This window comes from Nioella aestuarii (assembly GCF_050896395.1).
GTDB classification, from domain to species: Bacteria; Pseudomonadota; Alphaproteobacteria; order Rhodobacterales; family Rhodobacteraceae; genus Nioella; species Nioella aestuarii.
This window is the reverse complement of the sequence record NZ_JBPBBA010000055.1, coordinates 1-18,704: the sequence shown is the minus strand read 5'-3', so window position 1 is coordinate 18,704 and position 18,704 is coordinate 1. Positions and strand designations below refer to the sequence as shown.

The 18,704-nt window shown below is 60.7% G+C and carries 19 protein-coding genes; 10 read left to right on the top strand and 9 right to left on the bottom strand.

Annotation, left to right across the window (positions count from 1 at the left end; genetic code table 11):
- Positions 1-1,567, top strand: a 1,567-nt coding sequence (locus tag ACROHD_RS19560; RefSeq protein WP_432680094.1) for a DNA translocase FtsK, incomplete at its 5' end; no start/stop codon positions are given.
- A 56-nt stretch (positions 1,568-1,623) separates the two neighbouring features.
- Positions 1,624-2,223 carry a LolA family protein gene (locus tag ACROHD_RS19555; RefSeq protein WP_432680093.1) on the top strand — a complete coding sequence of 200 codons (600 nt, stop codon included), beginning with the start codon at positions 1,624-1,626 and terminating at the stop codon, positions 2,221-2,223.
- 9 nt (positions 2,224-2,232) lie between these two features.
- On the opposite strand, the gene ACROHD_RS19550 is transcribed toward ACROHD_RS19555, so the two are convergent.
- Together ACROHD_RS19550 and ACROHD_RS19545 are read right to left on the bottom strand one after the other, a co-directional pair.
- Positions 2,233-2,808, bottom strand: coding sequence for a transglycosylase SLT domain-containing protein (locus ACROHD_RS19550; RefSeq protein ID WP_432680092.1), 576 nt, complete (start codon positions 2,806-2,808; stop codon positions 2,233-2,235).
- 68 nt (positions 2,809-2,876) lie between these two features.
- Positions 2,877-3,758 (bottom strand): AEC family transporter, encoded by an 882-nt coding sequence (locus ACROHD_RS19545; RefSeq protein ID WP_432680091.1) that lies wholly within the window; start codon positions 3,756-3,758, stop codon positions 2,877-2,879.
- Between the two features lie 85 nt (positions 3,759-3,843).
- Between ACROHD_RS19545 and hspQ the strand changes: the two genes are divergently transcribed.
- Positions 3,844-4,170 (top strand): heat shock protein HspQ, encoded by a 327-nt coding sequence (hspQ, locus tag ACROHD_RS19540; RefSeq protein WP_071689568.1) that lies wholly within the window; start codon positions 3,844-3,846, stop codon positions 4,168-4,170.
- A 3-nt stretch (positions 4,171-4,173) separates the two neighbouring features.
- Here hspQ and ACROHD_RS19535 read toward each other — a convergent pair whose 3' ends face one another.
- From ACROHD_RS19535 to ACROHD_RS19520, 4 genes are all read right to left on the bottom strand, one after another.
- Positions 4,174-4,554 (bottom strand): rhodanese-like domain-containing protein, encoded by a 381-nt coding sequence (locus tag ACROHD_RS19535; protein ID WP_432680090.1) that lies wholly within the window; start codon positions 4,552-4,554, stop codon positions 4,174-4,176.
- A gap of 10 nt (positions 4,555-4,564) precedes the next feature.
- A complete protein-coding gene (locus ACROHD_RS19530) occupies positions 4,565-6,145 on the bottom strand; it encodes a gamma-glutamyltransferase family protein (protein WP_432680089.1) in 1,581 nt (526 codons plus the stop codon).
- A 245-nt stretch (positions 6,146-6,390) separates the two neighbouring features.
- On the bottom strand, positions 6,391-6,879 hold the full coding sequence (locus tag ACROHD_RS19525; protein WP_432680087.1) for an ATP-binding protein: 489 nt from the start codon (positions 6,877-6,879) through the stop codon (positions 6,391-6,393).
- Complete coding sequence (locus ACROHD_RS19520) at positions 6,876-7,226, bottom strand: STAS domain-containing protein (RefSeq protein ID WP_432680085.1); 351 nt, start codon at positions 7,224-7,226, stop codon at positions 6,876-6,878. Before ACROHD_RS19520 ends, ACROHD_RS19525 begins: the two co-directional genes overlap by 4 nt.
- Positions 7,227-7,316: 90 nt before the next feature.
- Between ACROHD_RS19520 and ACROHD_RS19515 the strand changes: the two genes are divergently transcribed.
- Both ACROHD_RS19515 and ACROHD_RS19510 read left to right on the top strand, forming a co-directional pair.
- A complete protein-coding gene (locus ACROHD_RS19515; protein WP_432680084.1) occupies positions 7,317-8,528 on the top strand; it encodes an acetyl-CoA C-acyltransferase in 1,212 nt (403 codons plus the stop codon).
- Between the two features lie 105 nt (positions 8,529-8,633).
- A complete protein-coding gene (locus ACROHD_RS19510; RefSeq protein ID WP_432680083.1) occupies positions 8,634-9,086 on the top strand; it encodes a GAF domain-containing protein in 453 nt (150 codons plus the stop codon).
- Positions 9,087-9,173: 87 nt separating this feature from the next.
- Here the strand turns inward: ACROHD_RS19510 and ACROHD_RS19505 are convergent, their stop codons facing one another.
- The 3 genes from ACROHD_RS19505 to ACROHD_RS19495 all read right to left on the bottom strand — a co-directional run bounded on the left by ACROHD_RS19505 (position 9,174) and on the right by ACROHD_RS19495 (position 13,394).
- Positions 9,174-10,340 carry a DNA recombination protein RmuC gene (locus ACROHD_RS19505; protein WP_432680082.1) on the bottom strand — a complete coding sequence of 389 codons (1,167 nt, stop codon included), beginning with the start codon at positions 10,338-10,340 and terminating at the stop codon, positions 9,174-9,176.
- Positions 10,337-12,187, bottom strand: a complete 1,851-nt coding sequence (gene mutL, locus ACROHD_RS19500) for a DNA mismatch repair endonuclease MutL (protein WP_432680080.1) — start codon at positions 12,185-12,187, stop codon at positions 10,337-10,339. The genes ACROHD_RS19505 and mutL overlap by 4 nt, the downstream gene beginning before the upstream one ends.
- Positions 12,188-12,497: 310 nt before the next feature.
- Positions 12,498-13,394, bottom strand: a complete 897-nt coding sequence (locus ACROHD_RS19495) for a LysR family transcriptional regulator (RefSeq protein WP_432680079.1) — start codon at positions 13,392-13,394, stop codon at positions 12,498-12,500.
- Positions 13,395-13,533: 139 nt separating this feature from the next.
- Between ACROHD_RS19495 and ACROHD_RS19490 the strand changes: the two genes are divergently transcribed.
- The 5 genes from ACROHD_RS19490 to ACROHD_RS19470 all read left to right on the top strand — a co-directional run.
- The gene (locus ACROHD_RS19490) at positions 13,534-13,962 is read left to right on the top strand and encodes a DoxX family protein (RefSeq protein WP_432680078.1); all 429 of its coding nucleotides are present in this window, start codon (positions 13,534-13,536) and stop codon (positions 13,960-13,962) included.
- A 76-nt stretch (positions 13,963-14,038) separates the two neighbouring features.
- Positions 14,039-14,869: a 4,5-DOPA-extradiol-dioxygenase gene (gene ygiD, locus ACROHD_RS19485; protein ID WP_432680077.1), complete on the top strand. Its 831-nt coding sequence runs from the start codon at positions 14,039-14,041 to the stop codon at positions 14,867-14,869.
- A gap of 11 nt (positions 14,870-14,880) precedes the next feature.
- Complete coding sequence (locus ACROHD_RS19480; protein ID WP_432680076.1) at positions 14,881-15,846, top strand: glutathione S-transferase family protein; 966 nt, start codon at positions 14,881-14,883, stop codon at positions 15,844-15,846.
- A gap of 223 nt (positions 15,847-16,069) precedes the next feature.
- Complete coding sequence (locus ACROHD_RS19475; RefSeq protein WP_432680075.1) at positions 16,070-17,491, top strand: amidohydrolase; 1,422 nt, start codon at positions 16,070-16,072, stop codon at positions 17,489-17,491.
- A 246-nt stretch (positions 17,492-17,737) separates the two neighbouring features.
- The coding region (locus ACROHD_RS19470; RefSeq protein ID WP_432680074.1) for an IS110 family RNA-guided transposase at positions 17,738-18,704 on the top strand (967 nt) is incomplete at its 3' end.

Here is an 18,704-nt window from a genome sequence, read left to right as displayed (position 1 = left end):
GCGCGCCGCGCGGGCAGAGGCGCAGCCGACCTTGCCGCTCGACGAGACTGCCCAGGCCTACGAATTCCCGCCGCTCAACCTGCTGACCAGCCCGACCAGCATTGAGCGCCATCATCTCAGCGACGAGGCATTGGAAGAAAATGCCCGGATGCTGGAAAACGTGCTGGATGATTACGGCGTGAAAGGCGAGATCGTATCGGTTCGCCCCGGCCCTGTCGTCACCATGTATGAACTGGAACCGGCGCCCGGTCTCAAAGCCAGTCGGGTGATCGGTCTTGCCGACGACATCGCGCGGTCCATGTCTGCCCTGTCAGCTCGCGTGTCCACGGTGCCCGGACGCAGCGTGATTGGCATCGAACTGCCGAACCAGCATCGCGAAAAGGTGGTTCTGCGCGAGATTCTCGCCAGCCGTGATTTCGGAGACGGAACCCAGAAGCTGCCGCTGGCGCTTGGCAAGGATATCGGTGGCGATCCCATCGTCGCCAACCTCGCCAAGATGCCCCACCTGCTGATTGCGGGGACCACCGGATCGGGTAAATCCGTGGCGATCAACACGATGATCCTCAGCCTGCTGTACAAGCTGACACCCGAGGATTGCCGCCTGATCATGATCGACCCGAAGATGCTGGAACTTTCCGTCTATGACGGCATTCCGCACCTGTTGTCGCCCGTCGTGACCGACCCGAAAAAGGCCGTTGTGGCACTGAAATGGGTCGTGGGCGAGATGGAGGAACGCTATCGCAAGATGTCCAAGATGGGCGTCCGCAACATCGACGGCTATAACGGCCGGGTGAAGGATGCGCTGGATCGGGGCGAGATGTTCAGCCGCACGGTGCAGACCGGGTTCGACGATGAAACCGGCGACCCGATATTCGAGACCGAGGAATTCGCCCCCGAAAAAATGCCCTATATCGTCGTCATCGTCGACGAAATGGCCGACCTTATGATGGTCGCGGGCAAAGAGATCGAGGCTTGTATCCAGCGTCTGGCGCAGATGGCCCGTGCCTCTGGCATCCACATCATCATGGCCACGCAGCGCCCGTCGGTCGACGTGATCACCGGTACCATCAAGGCCAACTTCCCGACGCGGATTTCCTTCCACGTCACGTCCAAGGTCGACAGCCGCACCATCCTTGGCGAACAGGGGGCCGAGCAACTGCTTGGTATGGGCGATATGCTGTATATGGCTGGTGGCGCGAAGATCACCCGTGTTCACGGGCCCTTCGTTAGTGACGAGGAGGTCGAAGAGATCGTCAGCCACCTGAAGAGCTTCGGTCCACCGGACTATGCAGCCAGTGTTCTGGACGGCCCCGATGAGGATCGCGAAAGCGATATCGACGCGGTGCTTGGCCTTGGCGGCAACACGACCGGTGAGGATGCGCTTTATGATCAGGCGGTTGCGATCGTCATCAAGGACCGCAAGTGCTCCACCTCCTACATCCAGCGCAAGCTGGCCATCGGCTATAACAAGGCCGCGCGGCTTGTGGAGCAGATGGAGGATGAAGGTGTTGTCAGCTCTGCCAACCATGTCGGCAAACGAGAGGTTCTGGTGCCTGAGCAGGCATAGGCGAAATCGCGCTTGTGTGAGGTGCAAAGCCCGTCTGTGGTGATTAAATGGGACTCATGAAACGATTTATTCTCGCCACAGCGCTTTCCGCCTGCACCGCTCTGCCAGCCTTTGCCGATCCGATCCCGCTGTCGGACCTGTCGGATTACCTGAATGATCTGCGCACGGCCCAGGCCAGCTTCACCCAGATCAGCGACGATGGCGCGATTGCCACCGGTACGCTTTACATCCAGCGACCCGGACGGATGCGGTTCGAGTATGACGATAGTGAGCTTCTGGTGATGGCCGGGGGCGGGCAGGTCGCGATTTTCGACGATCGGGCCAATACCGCGCCAGAGCAATATCCGCTGCGGCGTACGCCGCTGAACCTGATCCTGGCACGGAACGTGAACCTCGATCGGTCCGATATGATCCTGGAACATGAGGGCGACGACACCACCACGCGCATCATCGCGCAGGATCCAGATGAGCCCGATATTGGCTATATCACCTTGGTTTTCACGGATGAGCCGGTCGAACTGCGCCAGTGGATCGTGACCGATTCAACCGGGTTCAACACAACTGTCATTCTGGGCGAGCTGGAAGAGGGCGGGAATATTCCCGCCAGCTACTTCAACATTCCGCAGGAACTGCGGACCCGGGGCATCACGGAATAGCGGGCCCGCCTAGCGGCGACACCCGGCCAATTGACGTTCATACATCTCGGCGCGCTCATCCACACGATCCGCAACCCGCAGCAGCCAAGCCTGTCCGCGATAACTGCCCCGTGCATAGCCCGCGTGGCCCTGATGATATGCCAGATATTGGTTGCGTGCGTCATCTGGAGCGATGCCAAGACGTTCCACTGACCGGTTCATGTACCAACCCATGAAATCAGTCGCGTCCCGGATATCGGTGCGGCGTGCGCGGCGGCTGCCGGTTGCGTCCTGATAATCGTCCCAGGTGCCGTCCAGTGCCTGGCTATATCCATAGGCTGAGCTTTGTCGTCCAAGGGGAATAACCCCAAGCGCATAGCGATGCGGAGTGCGGGCGTTGTGAACGAAGCTGCTTTCCTGATGGATCGTGGCCAGTTGCACATGGACCGGAATGCCCCATTCCCGTTCCGCCGCGCGGGTCGCACGGGCGATGTCAGGGCGTTCACGCAAGATGAGACATGCGTTGTCCAGGTTCCGTGGGGGTCTTGGCCCGCCGCTGCACGCGGCAACAGCCAATAGCAGCACGAGAAGAATCGCGCGTTTCATGAAATCTGCCTGCTCGAGTTTTGTTTGTTTGTGACAGTTTACCTGAAATCACTGTTCGAGGGAACGGGTCAGAGCAGGAAATACAGCAGAACCGGCAGGGCGAGCACGCTGATGAGGGTTGAAATCACCACATATCCCGCCACTGAATCGGGATCAGCGCCGAACCGTTCTGCCAGCAGGTAAGATGATACCCCCACGGGCGTCGCCATCTGCAGAACGATCACTGAGAATGCGACAGGCTCCAATCCGAAGGCCCAACCAGCGGCAAGGCCCGCCCCAATGCCTATGACAAGTTTGGCCAGCGACAGCAGCACCGCCCGTCCGACGCCGCGCGGCGTCAACCGGGCAACAGCGACGCCAAGTGTGAACAGCATCAGCGGAATCGCCAACTGCCCCGCAAGTGACAGGGAATTTGTCAGCCAGCCCGGCGTCTGCCACCCCTGCCACAAAAACAATGCGCCAAGCATCGTGGCCCAAACCATCGGTTCGCGCAGAACCCGCAGGACCGAGGTCTGACCTGACACCATGCGGATGCCGATGGTGAAGGACAGGACGGCCATCACCGCGAAGACCACGACGCCATAGCCAAGCCCGGCTTCTCCAAACGCGAACAACGCCAGCGGCAAGCCCAGGTTGCCGGTATTGCCGAAGATGGTCGGGGCAAGGAACGTGCGCCGGTCTACTCCTGTGATCAGGATCAACGCCAACGCCCCAAGACTCATCAGCGCGTAGGCCGCCAACGTCGTCAGCGTGACCGCAGACAGCGCGGCAGGGTCCAGCTCTGTCTGCATCAGCGCGGTGAATATCAGGCAAGGGACGGCGATTGTCATTGCCAGACGGGTCACGAACTCAACAGGGTACTCCAACCCAAGCTTTCGCCAGCCAAAACCTGTAGCGGCCAGAAGGAACACCGGCGCCACGATCTCCAGCACTGTCAGAACGAGGTTCACAATCTGTTTCCTTTGATTCGACCGCTCGCGGATGGACAAGCCCCCGATCCGGGGTTTAGGAGTGGGGGCAAGGGGGCGCAATCCGATGCTGAAGACACGCGCGAAATTTACGCTTGGCCAGGTGGTCAGGCACCGTAAACACCCGTTTCGCGGGGTTATTTTCGACGTCGATCCAGAATTCGCAAATACCGAGGAATGGTATGACGCGATTCCCCCTGAGTCGCGCCCGTCCCGCGAACAGCCTTTCTATCACCTGCTGGCCGAGAACGATCAGACCTATTACGTGGCCTATGTTTCGGAACAGAACCTGGTGCCCGATGAAACCGGAGAGCCGGTCGACCACCCCGACCTGCCGGATCTGTTCGGTGAATTTCGCGATGGCTACTACCCGCTGGAATTTCAGCTGAACTAGGCGTCACTCCACCGGCAGACCTGCCGCGCGCCAGGCGCTAAAGCCGCCGTCGATCTCGGCCACGTTTTCTACCCCCATCTCTTGCAATGCCTTGGCTGACAGGGCTGACCGCCACGCGCTGGCACAGAACAGCACCAGCGTCTTGTCGGTTGCAAGCGGCGGCTTGTGATAGGGGCTTTCTGGATCAACCCAGAATTCCAGCATCCCACGCGGGGCGTGGAAGGCGCCGGGAATGCGTCCTTCACGCTCCAGTTCGCGGATGTCGCGGATATCGACCAACAGCGCCTCTCCCGCCTCGGCCTGTGCCAAAGCATCGGCGGGGCTGATCGTTTCGATAACGGCCTTGGCCTCTGCCACAAGGGTTTTCACGGGGATTTTCGACATGATCTATCCTTCAATAGCCTAGCGCGCAGCCGTCTTTTCGGGGGTCTGATGCGCCCTGCAACACACCGGTCTTCGCGTCTATTCGAATGGCCTGAGCGCCGCCGACCGGGCGCAACGGACGGTCCAGCCTATGCCCCTTGGCGGCCAGCTCGGCCTGAACTTCGGGGGCATATCCATTCTCGATCCGCACCTCGCCGTCCACGGGGAAGCAGCGGGGTGCGTCGATCGCCTGTTGGGGGTGCATCCCGAAATCCACGATGTTGCTGATATATCGGACATGGCCCATCGGTTGATACGCCCCACCCATGACCCCGAAGGCCGTGAAGCTGCCATCGGCTTCGCGCATCATGGCCGGGATGATCGTATGCATGGGGCGCTTGCCGCCCATGGCTTCATTCGGGTGGCCCTCCTCCAGCGTGAAACCGCAGCCGCGGTTCTGGAACAGAATGCCGAAACGCTCGCTGGCGATGCAGGATCCGAAATCCTTGAAGATGGAATAGATCAGAGAGACCGCCATCCGGTTACGGTCGACGACAGTGATATAGACGGTTTCCTTGTGGATGCTTTCGGTCTTGTCCTTGATCGAGGTCAGTGCCTTGGCGGGGTCAATCAGACCGGAAAGGGCCTTGGCCGTATCGGCTGACAGCATGTGATCGAGATGCCGGACATAGCCTGAATCAGCGATGAACCGGTCCCGCGCGTCGAAGGCCAGCCGAGCGGCTTCAATCTCCAGATGTGCCCGTTCCGCGCCGTTCGGGTCCATCGAGGCGATGTCATGGCCTTCCAGCATATTCGCCATCAGCAGAGCCATCGCACCCGCGCCGTTCGGGGGCAGTTCGATCAGCTCCGCCCCGCGGTAGGTTGTGCGGATCGGCGTAACGTAATCGCAGGCGGTCGCTGCGAAATCTGCCAGAGTATGGGTTCCGCCAAGCGCCTGAAGGATTTGGACCATGTCCTGCGCCACCTCGCCCTCGTAGAAGCCGGCGCGACCCTCTTTCGCGATACGCCGCAGCACCTCCGCCTGGCCGGGCGCGCGGAAACGCTCTCCCACGCGGTAGGGGCGGCCGTCATTGAGGAACAAGTCGCGCGCGTGGCTTTTGAACTCATAGGCCTCCTCGTCCCAATCCTGCGCAACCCGTGGGGCGACCGGTATGCCCGCCTCTGCATAGTGAATGGCGGGGGCCAGAATATCGGCCATAGACAGATTGCCCATATCTTCTTGCAGGCGACAGAACCCGTCCACTGCACCCGGAATGGTCACTGCGGCGGCCTCGCGCAGCGGCATCGTTTCATACCCGGCAGCGCGCAGATCGGCAGCTTTCAGCCCCGCTGGCGCGCGGCCAGAGGCATTCAGGCCAACGATCTCCTCGCTGTCGGGGCGTTTGATCAGGGCAAAGCAATCCCCCCCGATTCCAGTCATTTGCGGTTCGCAAATTCCCAGTAGGACAGCCGCACCTATCGCTGCGTCGACGGCATTTCCGCCTTGTTCCAGCAGGTTGATAGCAACCTTGGCCGCAAGTGGGTGCGACGTCGCACACATACCATTATCGGCGAAGACCGCAGACCGTCCGGGAAGATGAAAATCGCGCATTCTGACCTCTCGCATCGCATCCGCGCTACGGTAGGGTGATTAGTGGCGGTGGCAAGGGGAGACTGGGCAATAGACCTCGGCGCCGCGCCACTGGGTGGGGGCTTTTAGACACGGCACCGAGGGAAGCCATTGCAGCTACCCTTCATGTATCGAGGAGATTCCCGGCGCCGGTGCGGAACAATTGGGGCTTTTTCGAGAATGGTTAACCCTTCGCGAAAACAGTCGGCGCGATGCGCCGGGATTGATCAGCCCTGAAGATCAATCCGAAACGTCAGTCGATTGACGCCTTCGTTCCGGGAATAGTCCAGCCCGGTCGTTAGATCGCGGATAAGGGCCCAACCGAAGCTGCCCTCGGGTAAATCCTGCAAGGCCAATGCTTTGGGGGAATGGCGGCGGGCCGGGGGCAGGATGCCACCAGGCATTGGGCTCCCGAAATCCGAAACGCCGCAATATATGCTGCCATCCCGAACCGAAACCGTCAGCTCAATCTGGCCCTCTCCACGATCTTGATAGGCATGTTCCACCACATTGTTCAGGATCTCTGCCAGCACAAGTTCCAGTGAAAAAAGTTGCTCAATGGGCAAGCCAAGCTGAATAAGCGTCTGGTTCAGCCCCAGCAGTTCAATGCTGACAATCGTGGATTGGGCCTGGAATCGCCGCGTACAGGCCCATGTCGGAGCGGCCCCACCGGGCGGATCGCCTTGCCAGGGTGAGGGTAGGTCCTGAACACTCATGCTGCCGGGGCAACCCCATGTGCGGCCAGCGCGTCCTCTACCGAATTGTGGATGGGAAACACCTGGTTCATTCGTGTCAGTCGCATGACTTTATCCACGGCGGGGCTGAGGCAGGACAGATCCAATTGCCGCCCCTCTCCCAACAACTTACGGGCGGCGACAACCGCACCAAGGCCCGAGCTGTCCAAAAAGGTGACGTTCTGAAGATCCAGCACAACCGGCCCGTTCCAATCCTTGACCATATCGCGAAACCGGTCCTTGAACTGGATGGCAACAGAGGCGTCAATGCGGTCGGGGATGACATGTAACAGTGCGATCGGCCCTTTGGGTTCCAAGGTAATATCCATAAGCTGCGTCCTTTCGCTTGCCGCGAGCACCCTAGACAGCAATCCTTTCCAAACGGTATCCAAAGCACCGGGGAAGAAACGGAGAATTTTATGGATAATGTAGTGATCTGCGGCGCGTCCCGCACGCCCATGGGTGGCTTTCAGGGCTGCTTTTCTGGCGTCACGGCGTCCGATCTTGGTGGGGCCGCGATCAAGGCCGCGCTGGATCAGTCCGGGGCCGCTGTCTCCGATGTGCAGGAGCTTTTGATGGGCTGCGTGCTGCCCGCCGGCCAGGGCCAGGCCCCGGCACGCCAGGCCGGATTCAAGGCCGGGCTTGGCCAGGATGTGCCCGCGACCACGCTGAACAAGATGTGCGGGTCCGGCATGAAGGCCGCAATGATTGCCCATGACCAACTGGCGCTTGGCCAGACCGACCTGATGGTCGCGGGTGGCATGGAAAGCATGTCAGAGGCCCCCTACCTGCTGCCGCAAATGCGCGGCGGCGCAAGGATCGGCCATGGCCGCACGATAGACCACATGTTCCTCGACGGGCTGGAAGACGCCTATGACAAAGGCCGCCTGATGGGCACCTTCGCAGAGGATTGCGCCGAAAGCTTTCAGTTCACCCGTGAGGCGCAGGACAACTACGCGCTGGCGTCACTGTCCCGCGCGCTAGAGGCCCAGGCTTCAGGTGCGTTCGCGGATGAGGTGACACCGGTCTCCATCGGTGGTCGCTATGGTGAACGCTCGGTGACGGCGGGTGCACATGACGGCTGGACCATGATTTCCGCAGACGAGCAGCCCGCCAAGGCCCGTCCGGAAAAGATCCCACATCTGAAACCGGCCTTCCGCAAGGATGGCACGGTGACGCCCGCCAACTCCTCCTCCATCTCCGACGGGGCGGCGGCATTGGTCATGGCCCGCGAAAGCGTGGCACAGGCCAAGGGCCTGCCCATCCGAGCGCGGATCATGGGCCACGCCAGTCACGCACAGGAACCGGGCCTTTTCACAACCGCGCCGGTCCCGGCTGCCGAAAAGCTGCTGGCGCGGCTTGGTTGGTCAAAGGACGAAGTGGATCTGTGGGAAGTAAACGAGGCCTTTGCGGTCGTCCCGATGGCTTTCATGCACAAGATGGGCCTGCCCCACGATAAGGTAAACGTCAACGGCGGAGCCTGCGCGCTTGGCCACCCCATAGGGGCGTCAGGTGCGAGGATCATGGTGACCCTGCTGAATGCGCTTGAAAAACGCGGCCTGAAACGCGGCATCGCAGCCATCTGCATAGGCGGGGGTGAAGGCACGGCCATCGCCATCGAACGCCCCTGACCCTTTCATCTTGGCCCAAATACTTCAGGGGGGTGCGGGGGGAGGATCCCCCCGCGGATCGACGCCGGCAGGCGGCGAAACCCCCTCAGACCGAAAGAAGCGCTCATGTCCCTCGACTACACAAGCCTGACAAAGACCATCGCGGCCCTCACCCATGGTGAAACCGATGAGATCGCCCTGATGGCAACGCTCGCCTGCGAGATCCATCATGCCGACGACCGCTTCGATTGGACGGGGTTCTACCGGGTGACAGAGCCCGGGCTGCTCAAGATAGGCCCCTATCAGGGCGGTCATGGCTGCCTCCAGATACCGTTCGACAAGGGCGTCTGCGGCGCGGCGGCGCGCACCGGCGAGGTTCAGCTGGTGCCAGACGTGGATGCCTTCCCAGGCCACATCGCCTGCGCTTCGTCCACAAGGTCAGAGATCGTGCTGCCGGTCCTGGACGGATCGAACCGTCTGATCGCGGTTCTGGATATCGACAGCAATCAGCCCGATGCCTTCACCCAGGAAGACGCAGAGGGGCTCGCCCGCATCCTCGCCGCAACCTTCGCGCGCTAGCCCGATCTTGCGCGAGCTTCAAACGGGCGCAAGGAAGGCTTTTGCAAAAGCCTTTCAAAAAGATCCTTGCAAGGATCTTCCCCGCGCCTAGCGACGAGGTAGGGGCACCACTTCGGCGTCTTCCTTGCCGCTCAGTTCCTCGAAATCGAAACTGTCCAGCCGTGTGGCCCGCTTTCCGGCGCGTTCGGCGGCGGTGCTGATATCATCCAGATCCTTGCGTGCCTGCCCGAAATGGGTGGTCAGTTTGCCGACCCGTTCCACCACAAGCTCCACATCCCGGTGCAGCATCGCCAGCTGCTTTCGGATTGCGCCCGCCTGTTCGCGCATCCGCGCGTCCTTCAGCACTGCCCGCATCGTGTTCAGCGTTGCCATGCAGGTGGTGGGGGACACGATCCAGACACGTGCGGCAAACCCCTCGCGCACCAGTTCCGGAAAATTGGCGTGCAGTTCCGCATAGACAGCTTCCGATGGCAGGAACATCAACGCCCCATCCGCGGTTTCTCCCTCTAAGATGTAGCGCTCCGAGATTGCCTTGATATGCGCCCGCACCGCCGTCCGCATGGCCCGCGCGGCTTCGTCGATATCGCGCTGTGTCTTGGCGCGTCGCAGGGCCTCATAGGGTTCCAACGGAAATTTCGAGTCGATCACAATCGGCCCCGGCGGGTTCGGCAGGTGGATCAGGCAATCTGCCCGCTTGCCGTTCGACAGGGTCGCCTGAAACGCGTAACTGTCCGGCGGCAGCGCCTTGTGCACGATATCGTTCAGCTGGATCTCTCCAAAGGCCCCGCGCGTCTGCTTGTTTGACAGGATATCCTGCAGGCCAAGAACGTCGCCCGACAGCTTCTCAATATTGGCCTGTGCCTTGTCGATCTGTTCCAGCCGCTGCTGCAATTCGCCAAGGCTGCGCGCGGTGCGGGTCGAGGTGCCGTGCAAGGTCTCGCCCATGCTGCGCTGCACTTCCTCCAGCCGGCGTTCCATCACCTCCAGCATCTGGGCCTGTGACCGGGCCTGCAACTCGCTGACATGACTGATGCCGCCGGAAAGCTGGTGCTGTCCGTCGGACAGCGATTGCACCCGCTGCCCAAGCGCGCCCATCTGGTGGGCCAGCGGTTCCATCGCGCGCGCGGTCCGGTTCGCGGCCGAGGCCGACCTTAGGACCAGAACCATAAGCAAAAGAAGCGCTGCAACCCCGCCAAGGGCTAGTAGGGTCAGGGGATCGGATAGGTTGATCTGCGTTTCGCCAAGCTGGATCATGTGCGGCCAAACAGCCTTTCGATGTCAGAGAGCTTCAGTTCCACATAGGTGGGCCGCCCGTGGTTGCACTGACCGGAATGGGGTGTTGCCTCCATCTCCCGCAGCAGCGCGTTCATCTCTTCTGCACGCATCTGGCGGCCCGACCTGATCGAGCCGTGACAGGCCACGCGGGACAGGATTGCCTCAATCCGCGCCTGCACGGTCAAGCTTTCGCCAAGGTCATCCAGTTCATCGAGAATATCGCGCAGCATGGCCTCGGCATTTACCGGGCCCAGGATTGCGGGCGTTGCCTGAACAGCGATGGTGCCAGGCCCGAAGGGTTCCACAACCAAGCCAAGCCGCGCAAGATCATCCGCCAGCTCCATCAGTGCGGCGGTGTCGTGTGCGCCCAGTGTCACGATCTCGGGTATCAGCAGCGCTTGTGATGCAACGCCGTTTTCCGCCATCTGACGCTTTAGTTTTTCATAGACCAGACGTTCATGCGCGGCGTGTTGATCGACGATCACCATGCCGGTTTCAGTCTGGGCAATGATGTAGTTTTCATGCACCTGCGCCCGCGCGGCGCCAAGCGGATGCCGGGTGGTTTCCCCGTCGTCGCCAATGGGTTCCACCCGTGCAGCGGTCGGCGAGAAATCAGGGGCGGGGCCTTCTGCGAAGCCAATGGCGGGGGCTTGCCAGTCCCGCGCTGCACGCAGGCTGCCCTGAGAGGGCCGATCCATCTGATAGACCCGGGCGGGGCCAGGTTCGGGCCGAAACGCGCCAAGCGTCGCCTCGGCCACTGTCGACGATGCGCGATGGCCCGCTTCAGCAAGAGCATGACGCAAGGAGGACACGATCAACCCGCGCACGACGCCCGGTTCGCGGAACCGGACCTCTGCTTTGGCTGGATGCACATTCACATCCACGCGTTCCGGCGGGCAATCCACGAAGAGCGCCACCGCCGGGTGCCGATCACGGCTGAGAAAATCGGCATATGCACCGCGCAGGGCACCGACCAGCAGTTTGTCTTTTACAGGACGCCCATTAACAAAAAGATACTGCGCCGTGGCTGAGCCGCGCGAATAGGTCGGCAAAGCGGCATACCCGATCAAACGGATGCCTTCACGCTCGGCGTCGATCGGCAGTGCGTTCTCAATGAAATCGCGCCCCATTACCTGCCCGAGCCGTGCGCCCAAAGCATTGAAAAGATCACCGTTTTCGGGGTCAGCGCGGAAGGTGGCCCGGTTCTGCCCGTCGCTCATGTCACGCAAGGTAAAGCCCACTGCTGGCTCTGCCATTGCGAGACGTTTCACAACCTCGGTGATCGCCTGCATCTCGGCCCGGTCGGTGCGCAGGAACTTGAGCCGCGCGGGTGTTGCAAAGAACAAATCTCGCAGCTCAACGACTGTACCACCAGATAGGGCAGCCGGGCGAATTACCGAATGTCTTCCACCGGTTACGGCGATGGTATGGGCATCTCCGCCAGCTTCCGAACGGCTTGTTATCACAAGTCTGCCGACCGATCCGAGTGATGCTAGCGCCTCACCCCGGAAGCCGAAGCTGTTGATATTCAACAGATCTGTCCCATCAATCTTGGACGTCGCGTGGCGAGCAAGGGCGAGGGGCAAATCTGCGGGCGTCATTCCGCAGCCGTTGTCGGTGACGCGGATCAGGGTTTTGCCGCCGTTGGCAACCTCAATGGTGATGCGGTCGGCGCCGGAATCTATCGCGTTTTCAACCAGTTCCTTGACCGCAGACGCGGGTCGTTCCACGACCTCACCTGCCGCGATGCGGTTTACCACCGTTTCATCCAGCTGACGGATCACAGGGCGCGCTACGCCGCTTATCTTGGGGTCGGGAAAAGCCATGCCACAAGGGATAGCACGCCCCCGTTCGATTCGGAAATGTCCGAGACCGACACCGGCGAGGTGTCGCCACCCGTACACCCCCTATACACCCCCCCGTATTGCCCGACGGTCCCTTTTTCGCCCGCTCTACTTGCTGGAGTCGATTACGCGTTCTGCAATTATCCTGGACATTATTGGAGCTGGTGGCATCGGGATGATCAGTATCGAACGCTTCTGCGCCCGCCTGGACGATCAGGCGCTCGTTATTTTGAACGTTCTCCTCTTGATACTCCCGATCGACTGGTTGTCTCAAAGAGCGCGACTATGAGTGTTACAACACCCCTGCTGACCGGATGTCTTCCGCTGCAAAGTCGATTAGCGCGCGAAGCTTGCGCGGAAGCATCCTGCCTTCAAGGTAGACCGCGCTGATTGGGCTTGGGGGGGCGCCGAGCCCATCCAGAAGCGGCACCAGACGCCCGGTCTCCAGAGTGTCCCCCAGCGCGAAGCGCGGCACCAGTGCAATTCCCAATCCTGCGGCGGCAAGCTGGGTTGCGGCGCTGGCGGAGTTGACCTGAAAACGCCCGGTCACCTGCACCGCCCGCTCTTCCCCGTTCACGGAGAATACCCAGCGCCGTGGCAGCTTACGGTTGGTGTCGAGGATGCAGGCATGATCGGCCAGCGCCTCCGGGCTATCTGGTGCGCCGTTGGTTGCCAGATAGCTCGGGCTGGCCACGGCGAGCGTGGTGAGGGTGCCCAACTTGCGTGCTTTCAACGAGAGCATCTCAGACGTTCCCACCCGAAACGCGAGGTCGATCCCCTCCCGCGCGAGGTCGGAAAAGCTGTCGCTCAGCCGAAGATCGAAGTTCAGCGCCGGGTTCTTCTCGGCAAAGCGCGCCAGCATCCCCCCCACATAGGTTTCACCAAAGGTGACGGGCGCTGAAAGGCGGATTGTACCTGAAAGCCCCTGCGAGCCCTCGGAAACGTCTGCCAATATTGTATCGAGGTCTTCCAGCACTGCGGGCGCACGAAGAAGCAGGTCTTCACCAGCGGGCGTCAACCCAACGCGCCGTGTCGTGCGCTGCAAAAGCCTGACTCCCAGCCGTGCCTCCAGTTCAGCCACATATTTCGACGTGAGCCGGTTCGACACGCCCAACTGCTCGGCTGCAGCGGTGAACGATCCCGCTTGGGCAGTGGCGATGAAAGCCTTCAGCTCGTCGGTGATGTCCATGATCTTATTGAGAACAAAATGTGGGAAGTGTTTCCTCAAACTTACCATTTTATTGATGATTGGCAAGGCGTAGATTGTCAGAGACCAAACGAGCCCCTGTCACTCATCAGACCGGGCTCTGCCGAAAAGGACCGATGCAATGACCCAAGACAACAAAACTTCTGCTGATTATGCCGCCACGCTCCTGCGTGTCTCCAGCGGCGTTCTGTTCCTCGCCCACGGGCTGCTCAAGGTGAATGTTTTCACCATTGCGGGAACGGTGGGCTATTTCGAAAGCCTCGGCCTGCCGGCCGTACTTGCCTATCTGACCATCATTGCCGAAATCGGCGGCGGACTGGCGCTGATCGCGGGTGTCGCAGTGCGTGTTGTGTCGCTGGCATTGATCCCGGTGTTGCTGGGCGCCACCTGGGTGCATTCCGCCAATGGCTGGCTGTTCTCTTCCGAGGGCGGCGGCTGGGAATTCCCGCTGTTCTGGGTGGCTGCCCAGGTTGCCATCGCGCTGCTTGGCGCCGGGGCCTTTGCCCTGCGTGTTCCGGCTTTGAACCGGGTGCTTGGGCAACTGGCCTGATCCGGCCTGCCAACGGTGCCCGCCAATTCACTTGGCGGGCGCGACCCAGTTGATCCGCCAAAAAAGGTCGCAACTGATGCCTGTCTCCCGCACCCTTGACGATCTTAAATCCAGCCTTTCGTCCTCTGAGCGGATGCCGCTGGTCTTCTTGGGTCACGGGAGCCCGATGAATGCCATCGAGGACACCAACTACAGCCGAGCCTGGACCGAATTGGGCCGGACCCTGCCGCGACCCAAGGCAATCCTCGTGGTCTCGGCACACTGGATGACGCGGGGCACCACGCTGGTGGATGTCTCTGCAATGCCCAAGACCATTCACGATTTCTATGGCTTCCCCGACGCGCTCTTCGCGCAGCAATATCCGGCACCGGGCAACCCTGGCTTGGCACGAGAAGTTGTGACGCTGCTGGCCAGCCACCATGCCGAAGAGGATGAGACATGGGGCCTCGACCACGGCGCATGGACAGTGCTGAAGTTCCTCTACCCCGGGGCGGACGTGCCGGTGTTCCAGGTCTCGATCGATATGTCGAAGGGACTGGGCTACCAGCTGGAAATCGGGCGTACCTTGTCGGAGTTGCGAAACCGGGGCGTGCTGATCCTCGGGTCGGGCAACGTGGTGCACAATCTTGGTGCCATGCAATGGGGCGTGGGCGCGAAACCGCATGACTTCGCATTGGAGTTCGACGCGCTCTTTGCCGCCAAATTGGAAGCACGCGATTTCGCCGCGCTTTCGGATCGGTCAGGGCTGGGGAGCCTGCTGCGAATGGCCCATCCGTCGGTTGACCACTACCTACCGGCCCTGACCATCGCGGGCGCCTCTGATGCCGGTGACGACCTAACCTTCATGACCGACAGCATCGACCTCGGCTCTGTCTCGATGCGCTCTTTTGTCTTCCACGCCCGCTGAGGAACGAACCAATGCTTGTGAACGGAAAATGGGTTGAGAATTGGCAACCGGTCCAAAAAGCTGACGAGAAGGGCCGTTTCGTTCGCCAGGTGTCGAGCTTTCGGAACTGGATCACCCCCGATGGCAGTGCCGGTCCGACCGGAGAGGGCGGATTTGTGGCCGAGCCTGGCCGCTACAGGTTGTACGTTGCGCTGATCTGCCCATGGGCATCGCGAACATTGATTGCACGAAAGCTGAAAGGACTGGAAGCGATGATCGACGTTACCGTCGTCAATCCGGTTCTGTCTGATCAGGGATGGCAGTTTGGTGGCTATCCGGGGGCCGACGAAGACCCTTTGTTCGGGGCCACATACATGCACGAGATATACACGAATGCGGACCCCGTCTTTACCGGGCGGGCCACGGTGCCTGTGCTTTGGGACATGCAGCGGAATGTCATGGTGAATAACGAAAGCGCCGACATCCTGCGAATGCTCGATACCGCCTTCGAACATCTCGTGCCCTCCGACATCCGGCTCTATCCGCAGGAACTTGGCGCCGAGATCGACGCGCTTTCCGCTCTGATCTACGACCGGCTGAACAATGGCGTCTACAAGGCCGGTTTCGCCTCTTCACAAGTGGCTTATGACGAAGCGGTAACAGGGGTTTTCGAGACTCTGGACATGCTGGAGGGGCGACTGACCGGCGACTACCTGATGGGCGACACGCTGACCGAGGTCGATATTCGAACCTTCGTCACGCTGATCCGCTTCGATGCAGCCTATCACGGTCTCTTCAAGACCAACCTGCGCCAGATCGCCGACTACCCGCGCCTCACAGCCTACATGCAGCGCATCCTGGAGTTGCCGGGTGTACGGGACACGGTGAACATGGATCACATCACCCGCGGCTACTACTCGATTAAGGCGCTCAACCCCCTTGGCATCAGACCCGTTGGCCCAGCTCATGTATCAGCGATGACCAACAACGCATCATGACGTTTAGTCTGCGCCGTGTCTGCAGCCAATCGGCGTGAACACTGCAAGTGATGGCCTGGCTCCACGCTCATCTACAACGACAATCCAGCGTTTAAGCCGACTTCATACGATAGGATGCTGCGCTGCATCCGAGGTCGGGAACGGGCCCCACTTGCGGATTTCTTGCCGTGCATCCAATGTCGATGTTTTACGCAAGTGACGTTGCCACGCAGGAGCCTGAACATTGAATGCACACCCTTTATGGTCGCATGTCGAGCACGCCAAGGACAGGTTCGAGGCGCTGAGCGATCGGGTCTGGGGCACGCCAGAGACGTGCTACATGGAAAGCGCTTCGGTTGCGGCACATATCGAAGAGCTGCAGTTTCAAGGCTTTGAGGTGCACGAGAGCCTGACCGGGATCCCAACCGCCGTAATGGGTCAGGCTGGCGGCTGCGGGCCGGTCATTGCCTTTCTGGGCGAGTATGATGCCCTCGCTGGCCTGAGCCAGAAAGCCGATATAGCCCGGAAAGAACCGCTTGAACCCGGGGCGAACGGGCATGGCTGTGGGCATAATCTGCTTGGATCGGCCTCCCTGCTGGCAGCAACGGCTTTGAAACGCTGGCTTGCAGAGACCGGGACGCCGGGCACTGTGCGCTATTACGGGTGCCCCGCAGAGGAGGGCGGCGCGGGCAAGGCCTTTATGGTGCGGGCGGGGGCGTTTGACGATGTGGATGTCGCCCTGACATGGCATCCGGGCGATATTGCGGGCATCGTGAAGGGAAGCTCGCTGGCAAATTTGCGCGTCGAATTCACCTTTGAGGGCCGCGCCGCTCATGCCGCCGACGCCCCGCATCTGGGTCGCAGTGCGCTGGATGCGGTCGAGCTTATGAGCGTGGGCATCAACTACATGCGCGAGCACATTCCAGATACGGCGCGAATACATTCTGCGATCCTCGACGGCGGAGGGATTTCCCCGAACGTTGTGCAGGCACATGCCAGGGTCTGCTATGTGGTGCGCGCGGATACCACCGCCGACATGCTCAGCTTGTTCGAACGGGTTGCAAAGGTCGCCGAGGGTGCCGCTATGATGAGTGAAACCAAGGTCACATCCGATGTCATCTGCGGCGTGTCCAACCTCATCTACAACCACACTCTCGGTGACATGATGCAGCGCAATCTTGACCGGCTTGGCCCGCCGCCATTTTCGCAAGAGGATGTGGCCTATGGCGCGCTGTTTCAGGCCACATTGGGCGAAGACGATATTCGGCAATCCTATCTTGCCAAGGGGATCGTTGAAACGGAGCGCAAGGCGCTGGCTGACTTCAATATTCCTGCCAGCATACCGGCCATGCCTTTTGGCGGCTCAACCGATGTGGCAGATGTCAGCTGGGTGGTTCCCACGGTTCAGATGTGGGGCGCGACCCATGCTATCGGTACGCAGCTGCACAGCTGGCAGGCGGTGGCGCAGGGCAAAGGCAAACCTGCGCTCAAGGGCATGGTCCATGCAGCGACCGTCATGGCGGCAACGGCGGCGGATGTACTGATGCAGCCAGATATGCTTGCGCGCGCCAAAGAGGATCTTGCGCGGCAGGTGGGTCCGGAGGGGTATAAATCCCCTCTGCCGCAAGATGTGGCCCCGCCAATCGCCGGGATGGCACGGCCATAGCGCTCAGCTCTATGGGCCTGAGAGCTCTGGGACAGCCATTGGTGCAGCGGCCGCGCAATGACCCCTTGAACCGCAACGTGTGTGCTTGCGCCCTGCCTGCTTTTTGCGGATGCAGCGAAGGTCGGCAATGCGCGCTGTGATTGCAGCATTGCCGATGGTTGGTAAGGGTCCGGTAATGGGATGTACCGGCTGCTTCACCCAGCAGGTTAGGCTTGGCCTGTTTCACCTGCAGATAGGAGAAGTAGCATGGCGAAGGAAGACTTTGATGAACTGATTTCAGTAGGCATCGACATAGGCAAGGACACGTTCCACTTGGTTGGCTTTGATCAATCGGGACAACGGGTCCTGCGCAAGCAAATCAAGCGACTGGCTTTGGTGGCGACATTTGCGAAGTTGCCGCGCTGTATTGTGGGCATGGAGGCGTGCCTGAGCGCCCACTTTGTCAGCCGGACTTTGCGAGAGATGGGTTTCGAGCCTCGGATCATCCCAGCGATCTACGTCAAGCCGTTCAGTAAAGGCCAGAAGAACGACTACAACGACGCGGAAGCGATCGCCGAGGCGGCACTGCGTCCCAATCTGCAAACAGTATCTGAGAAGAGCCAGGATCAGCTCGACCTTCAAGCGCTCCACCGGGTCAGATCCCGTTTGGTGTCGCGGCGGACGGCGACGATCAACCAGATCCGTGCGTTCCTGATCGAACAGGGCATCACCGTGCGCAAAGGCCTGCGCGCTTTGAAGAACTCGTTTGAGGCGATCCTCGAGGAACGCAAAGACGAGATATCGCCCCGGATGCGTTCGATCCTGATCGGTCTCTATGGCGACTGGATGTGGATGGACGATCGGATCGACAAGGTATCCACCGAGATCGAACAGATCAGTCAAACGGAAGAGAACTGCGTCAACGTCATGACCGTGCCGGGTATTGGCCCAATGATCTCGACGGCGATGGTCGCCGCTGTGGGCGAAGGAGAAGCTTTTGATCGTGGGCGAGACTTTGCAGCTTGGGTTGGGCTTGTACCACGGCAATACAGCACGGGCGGACGAACTGTCCTCGGTCGCATCTCCAAACGCGGCAGCCGATATTTGAGGATGCTGTTCGTTCAGGCGGCGAAGATCATCATGATGCGGCCCCACCGCTGGCCGGACTTCAGCTTTGGCGAATGGTTGGCTCGCGCATCAGAACGCATGCATCGCAACAAGGCCGCGGTCGCGC

Coding starts and splice junctions, on each gene's coding strand:
- ACROHD_RS19555 (WP_432680093.1), top strand. CDS start 1,624: ATGAAACGATTTATTCTCGCCACAGCGCTTTCCGCCTGCACCGCTCTG.
- ACROHD_RS19510 (WP_432680083.1), top strand. CDS start 8,634: ATGTCCCTCGACTACACAAGCCTGACAAAGACCATCGCGGCCCTCACC.
- ACROHD_RS19490 (WP_432680078.1), top strand. CDS start 13,534: ATGACCCAAGACAACAAAACTTCTGCTGATTATGCCGCCACGCTCCTG.
- ACROHD_RS19550 (WP_432680092.1), bottom strand. CDS start 2,808: ATGAAACGCGCGATTCTTCTCGTGCTGCTATTGGCTGTTGCCGCGTGC.
- hspQ (WP_071689568.1), top strand. CDS start 3,844: ATGCTGAAGACACGCGCGAAATTTACGCTTGGCCAGGTGGTCAGGCAC.
- ACROHD_RS19525 (WP_432680087.1), bottom strand. CDS start 6,879: ATGAGTGTTCAGGACCTACCCTCACCCTGGCAAGGCGATCCGCCCGGT.
- mutL (WP_432680080.1), bottom strand. CDS start 12,187: ATGGCTTTTCCCGACCCCAAGATAAGCGGCGTAGCGCGCCCTGTGATC.
- ygiD (WP_432680077.1), top strand. CDS start 14,039: ATGCCTGTCTCCCGCACCCTTGACGATCTTAAATCCAGCCTTTCGTCC.
- ACROHD_RS19530 (WP_432680089.1), bottom strand. CDS start 6,145: ATGCGCGATTTTCATCTTCCCGGACGGTCTGCGGTCTTCGCCGATAAT.
- ACROHD_RS19480 (WP_432680076.1), top strand. CDS start 14,881: ATGCTTGTGAACGGAAAATGGGTTGAGAATTGGCAACCGGTCCAAAAA.
- ACROHD_RS19495 (WP_432680079.1), bottom strand. CDS start 13,394: ATGGACATCACCGACGAGCTGAAGGCTTTCATCGCCACTGCCCAAGCG.
- ACROHD_RS19515 (WP_432680084.1), top strand. CDS start 7,317: ATGGATAATGTAGTGATCTGCGGCGCGTCCCGCACGCCCATGGGTGGC.
- ACROHD_RS19535 (WP_432680090.1), bottom strand. CDS start 4,554: ATGTCGAAAATCCCCGTGAAAACCCTTGTGGCAGAGGCCAAGGCCGTT.
- ACROHD_RS19505 (WP_432680082.1), bottom strand. CDS start 10,340: ATGATCCAGCTTGGCGAAACGCAGATCAACCTATCCGATCCCCTGACC.
- ACROHD_RS19520 (WP_432680085.1), bottom strand. CDS start 7,226: ATGGATATTACCTTGGAACCCAAAGGGCCGATCGCACTGTTACATGTC.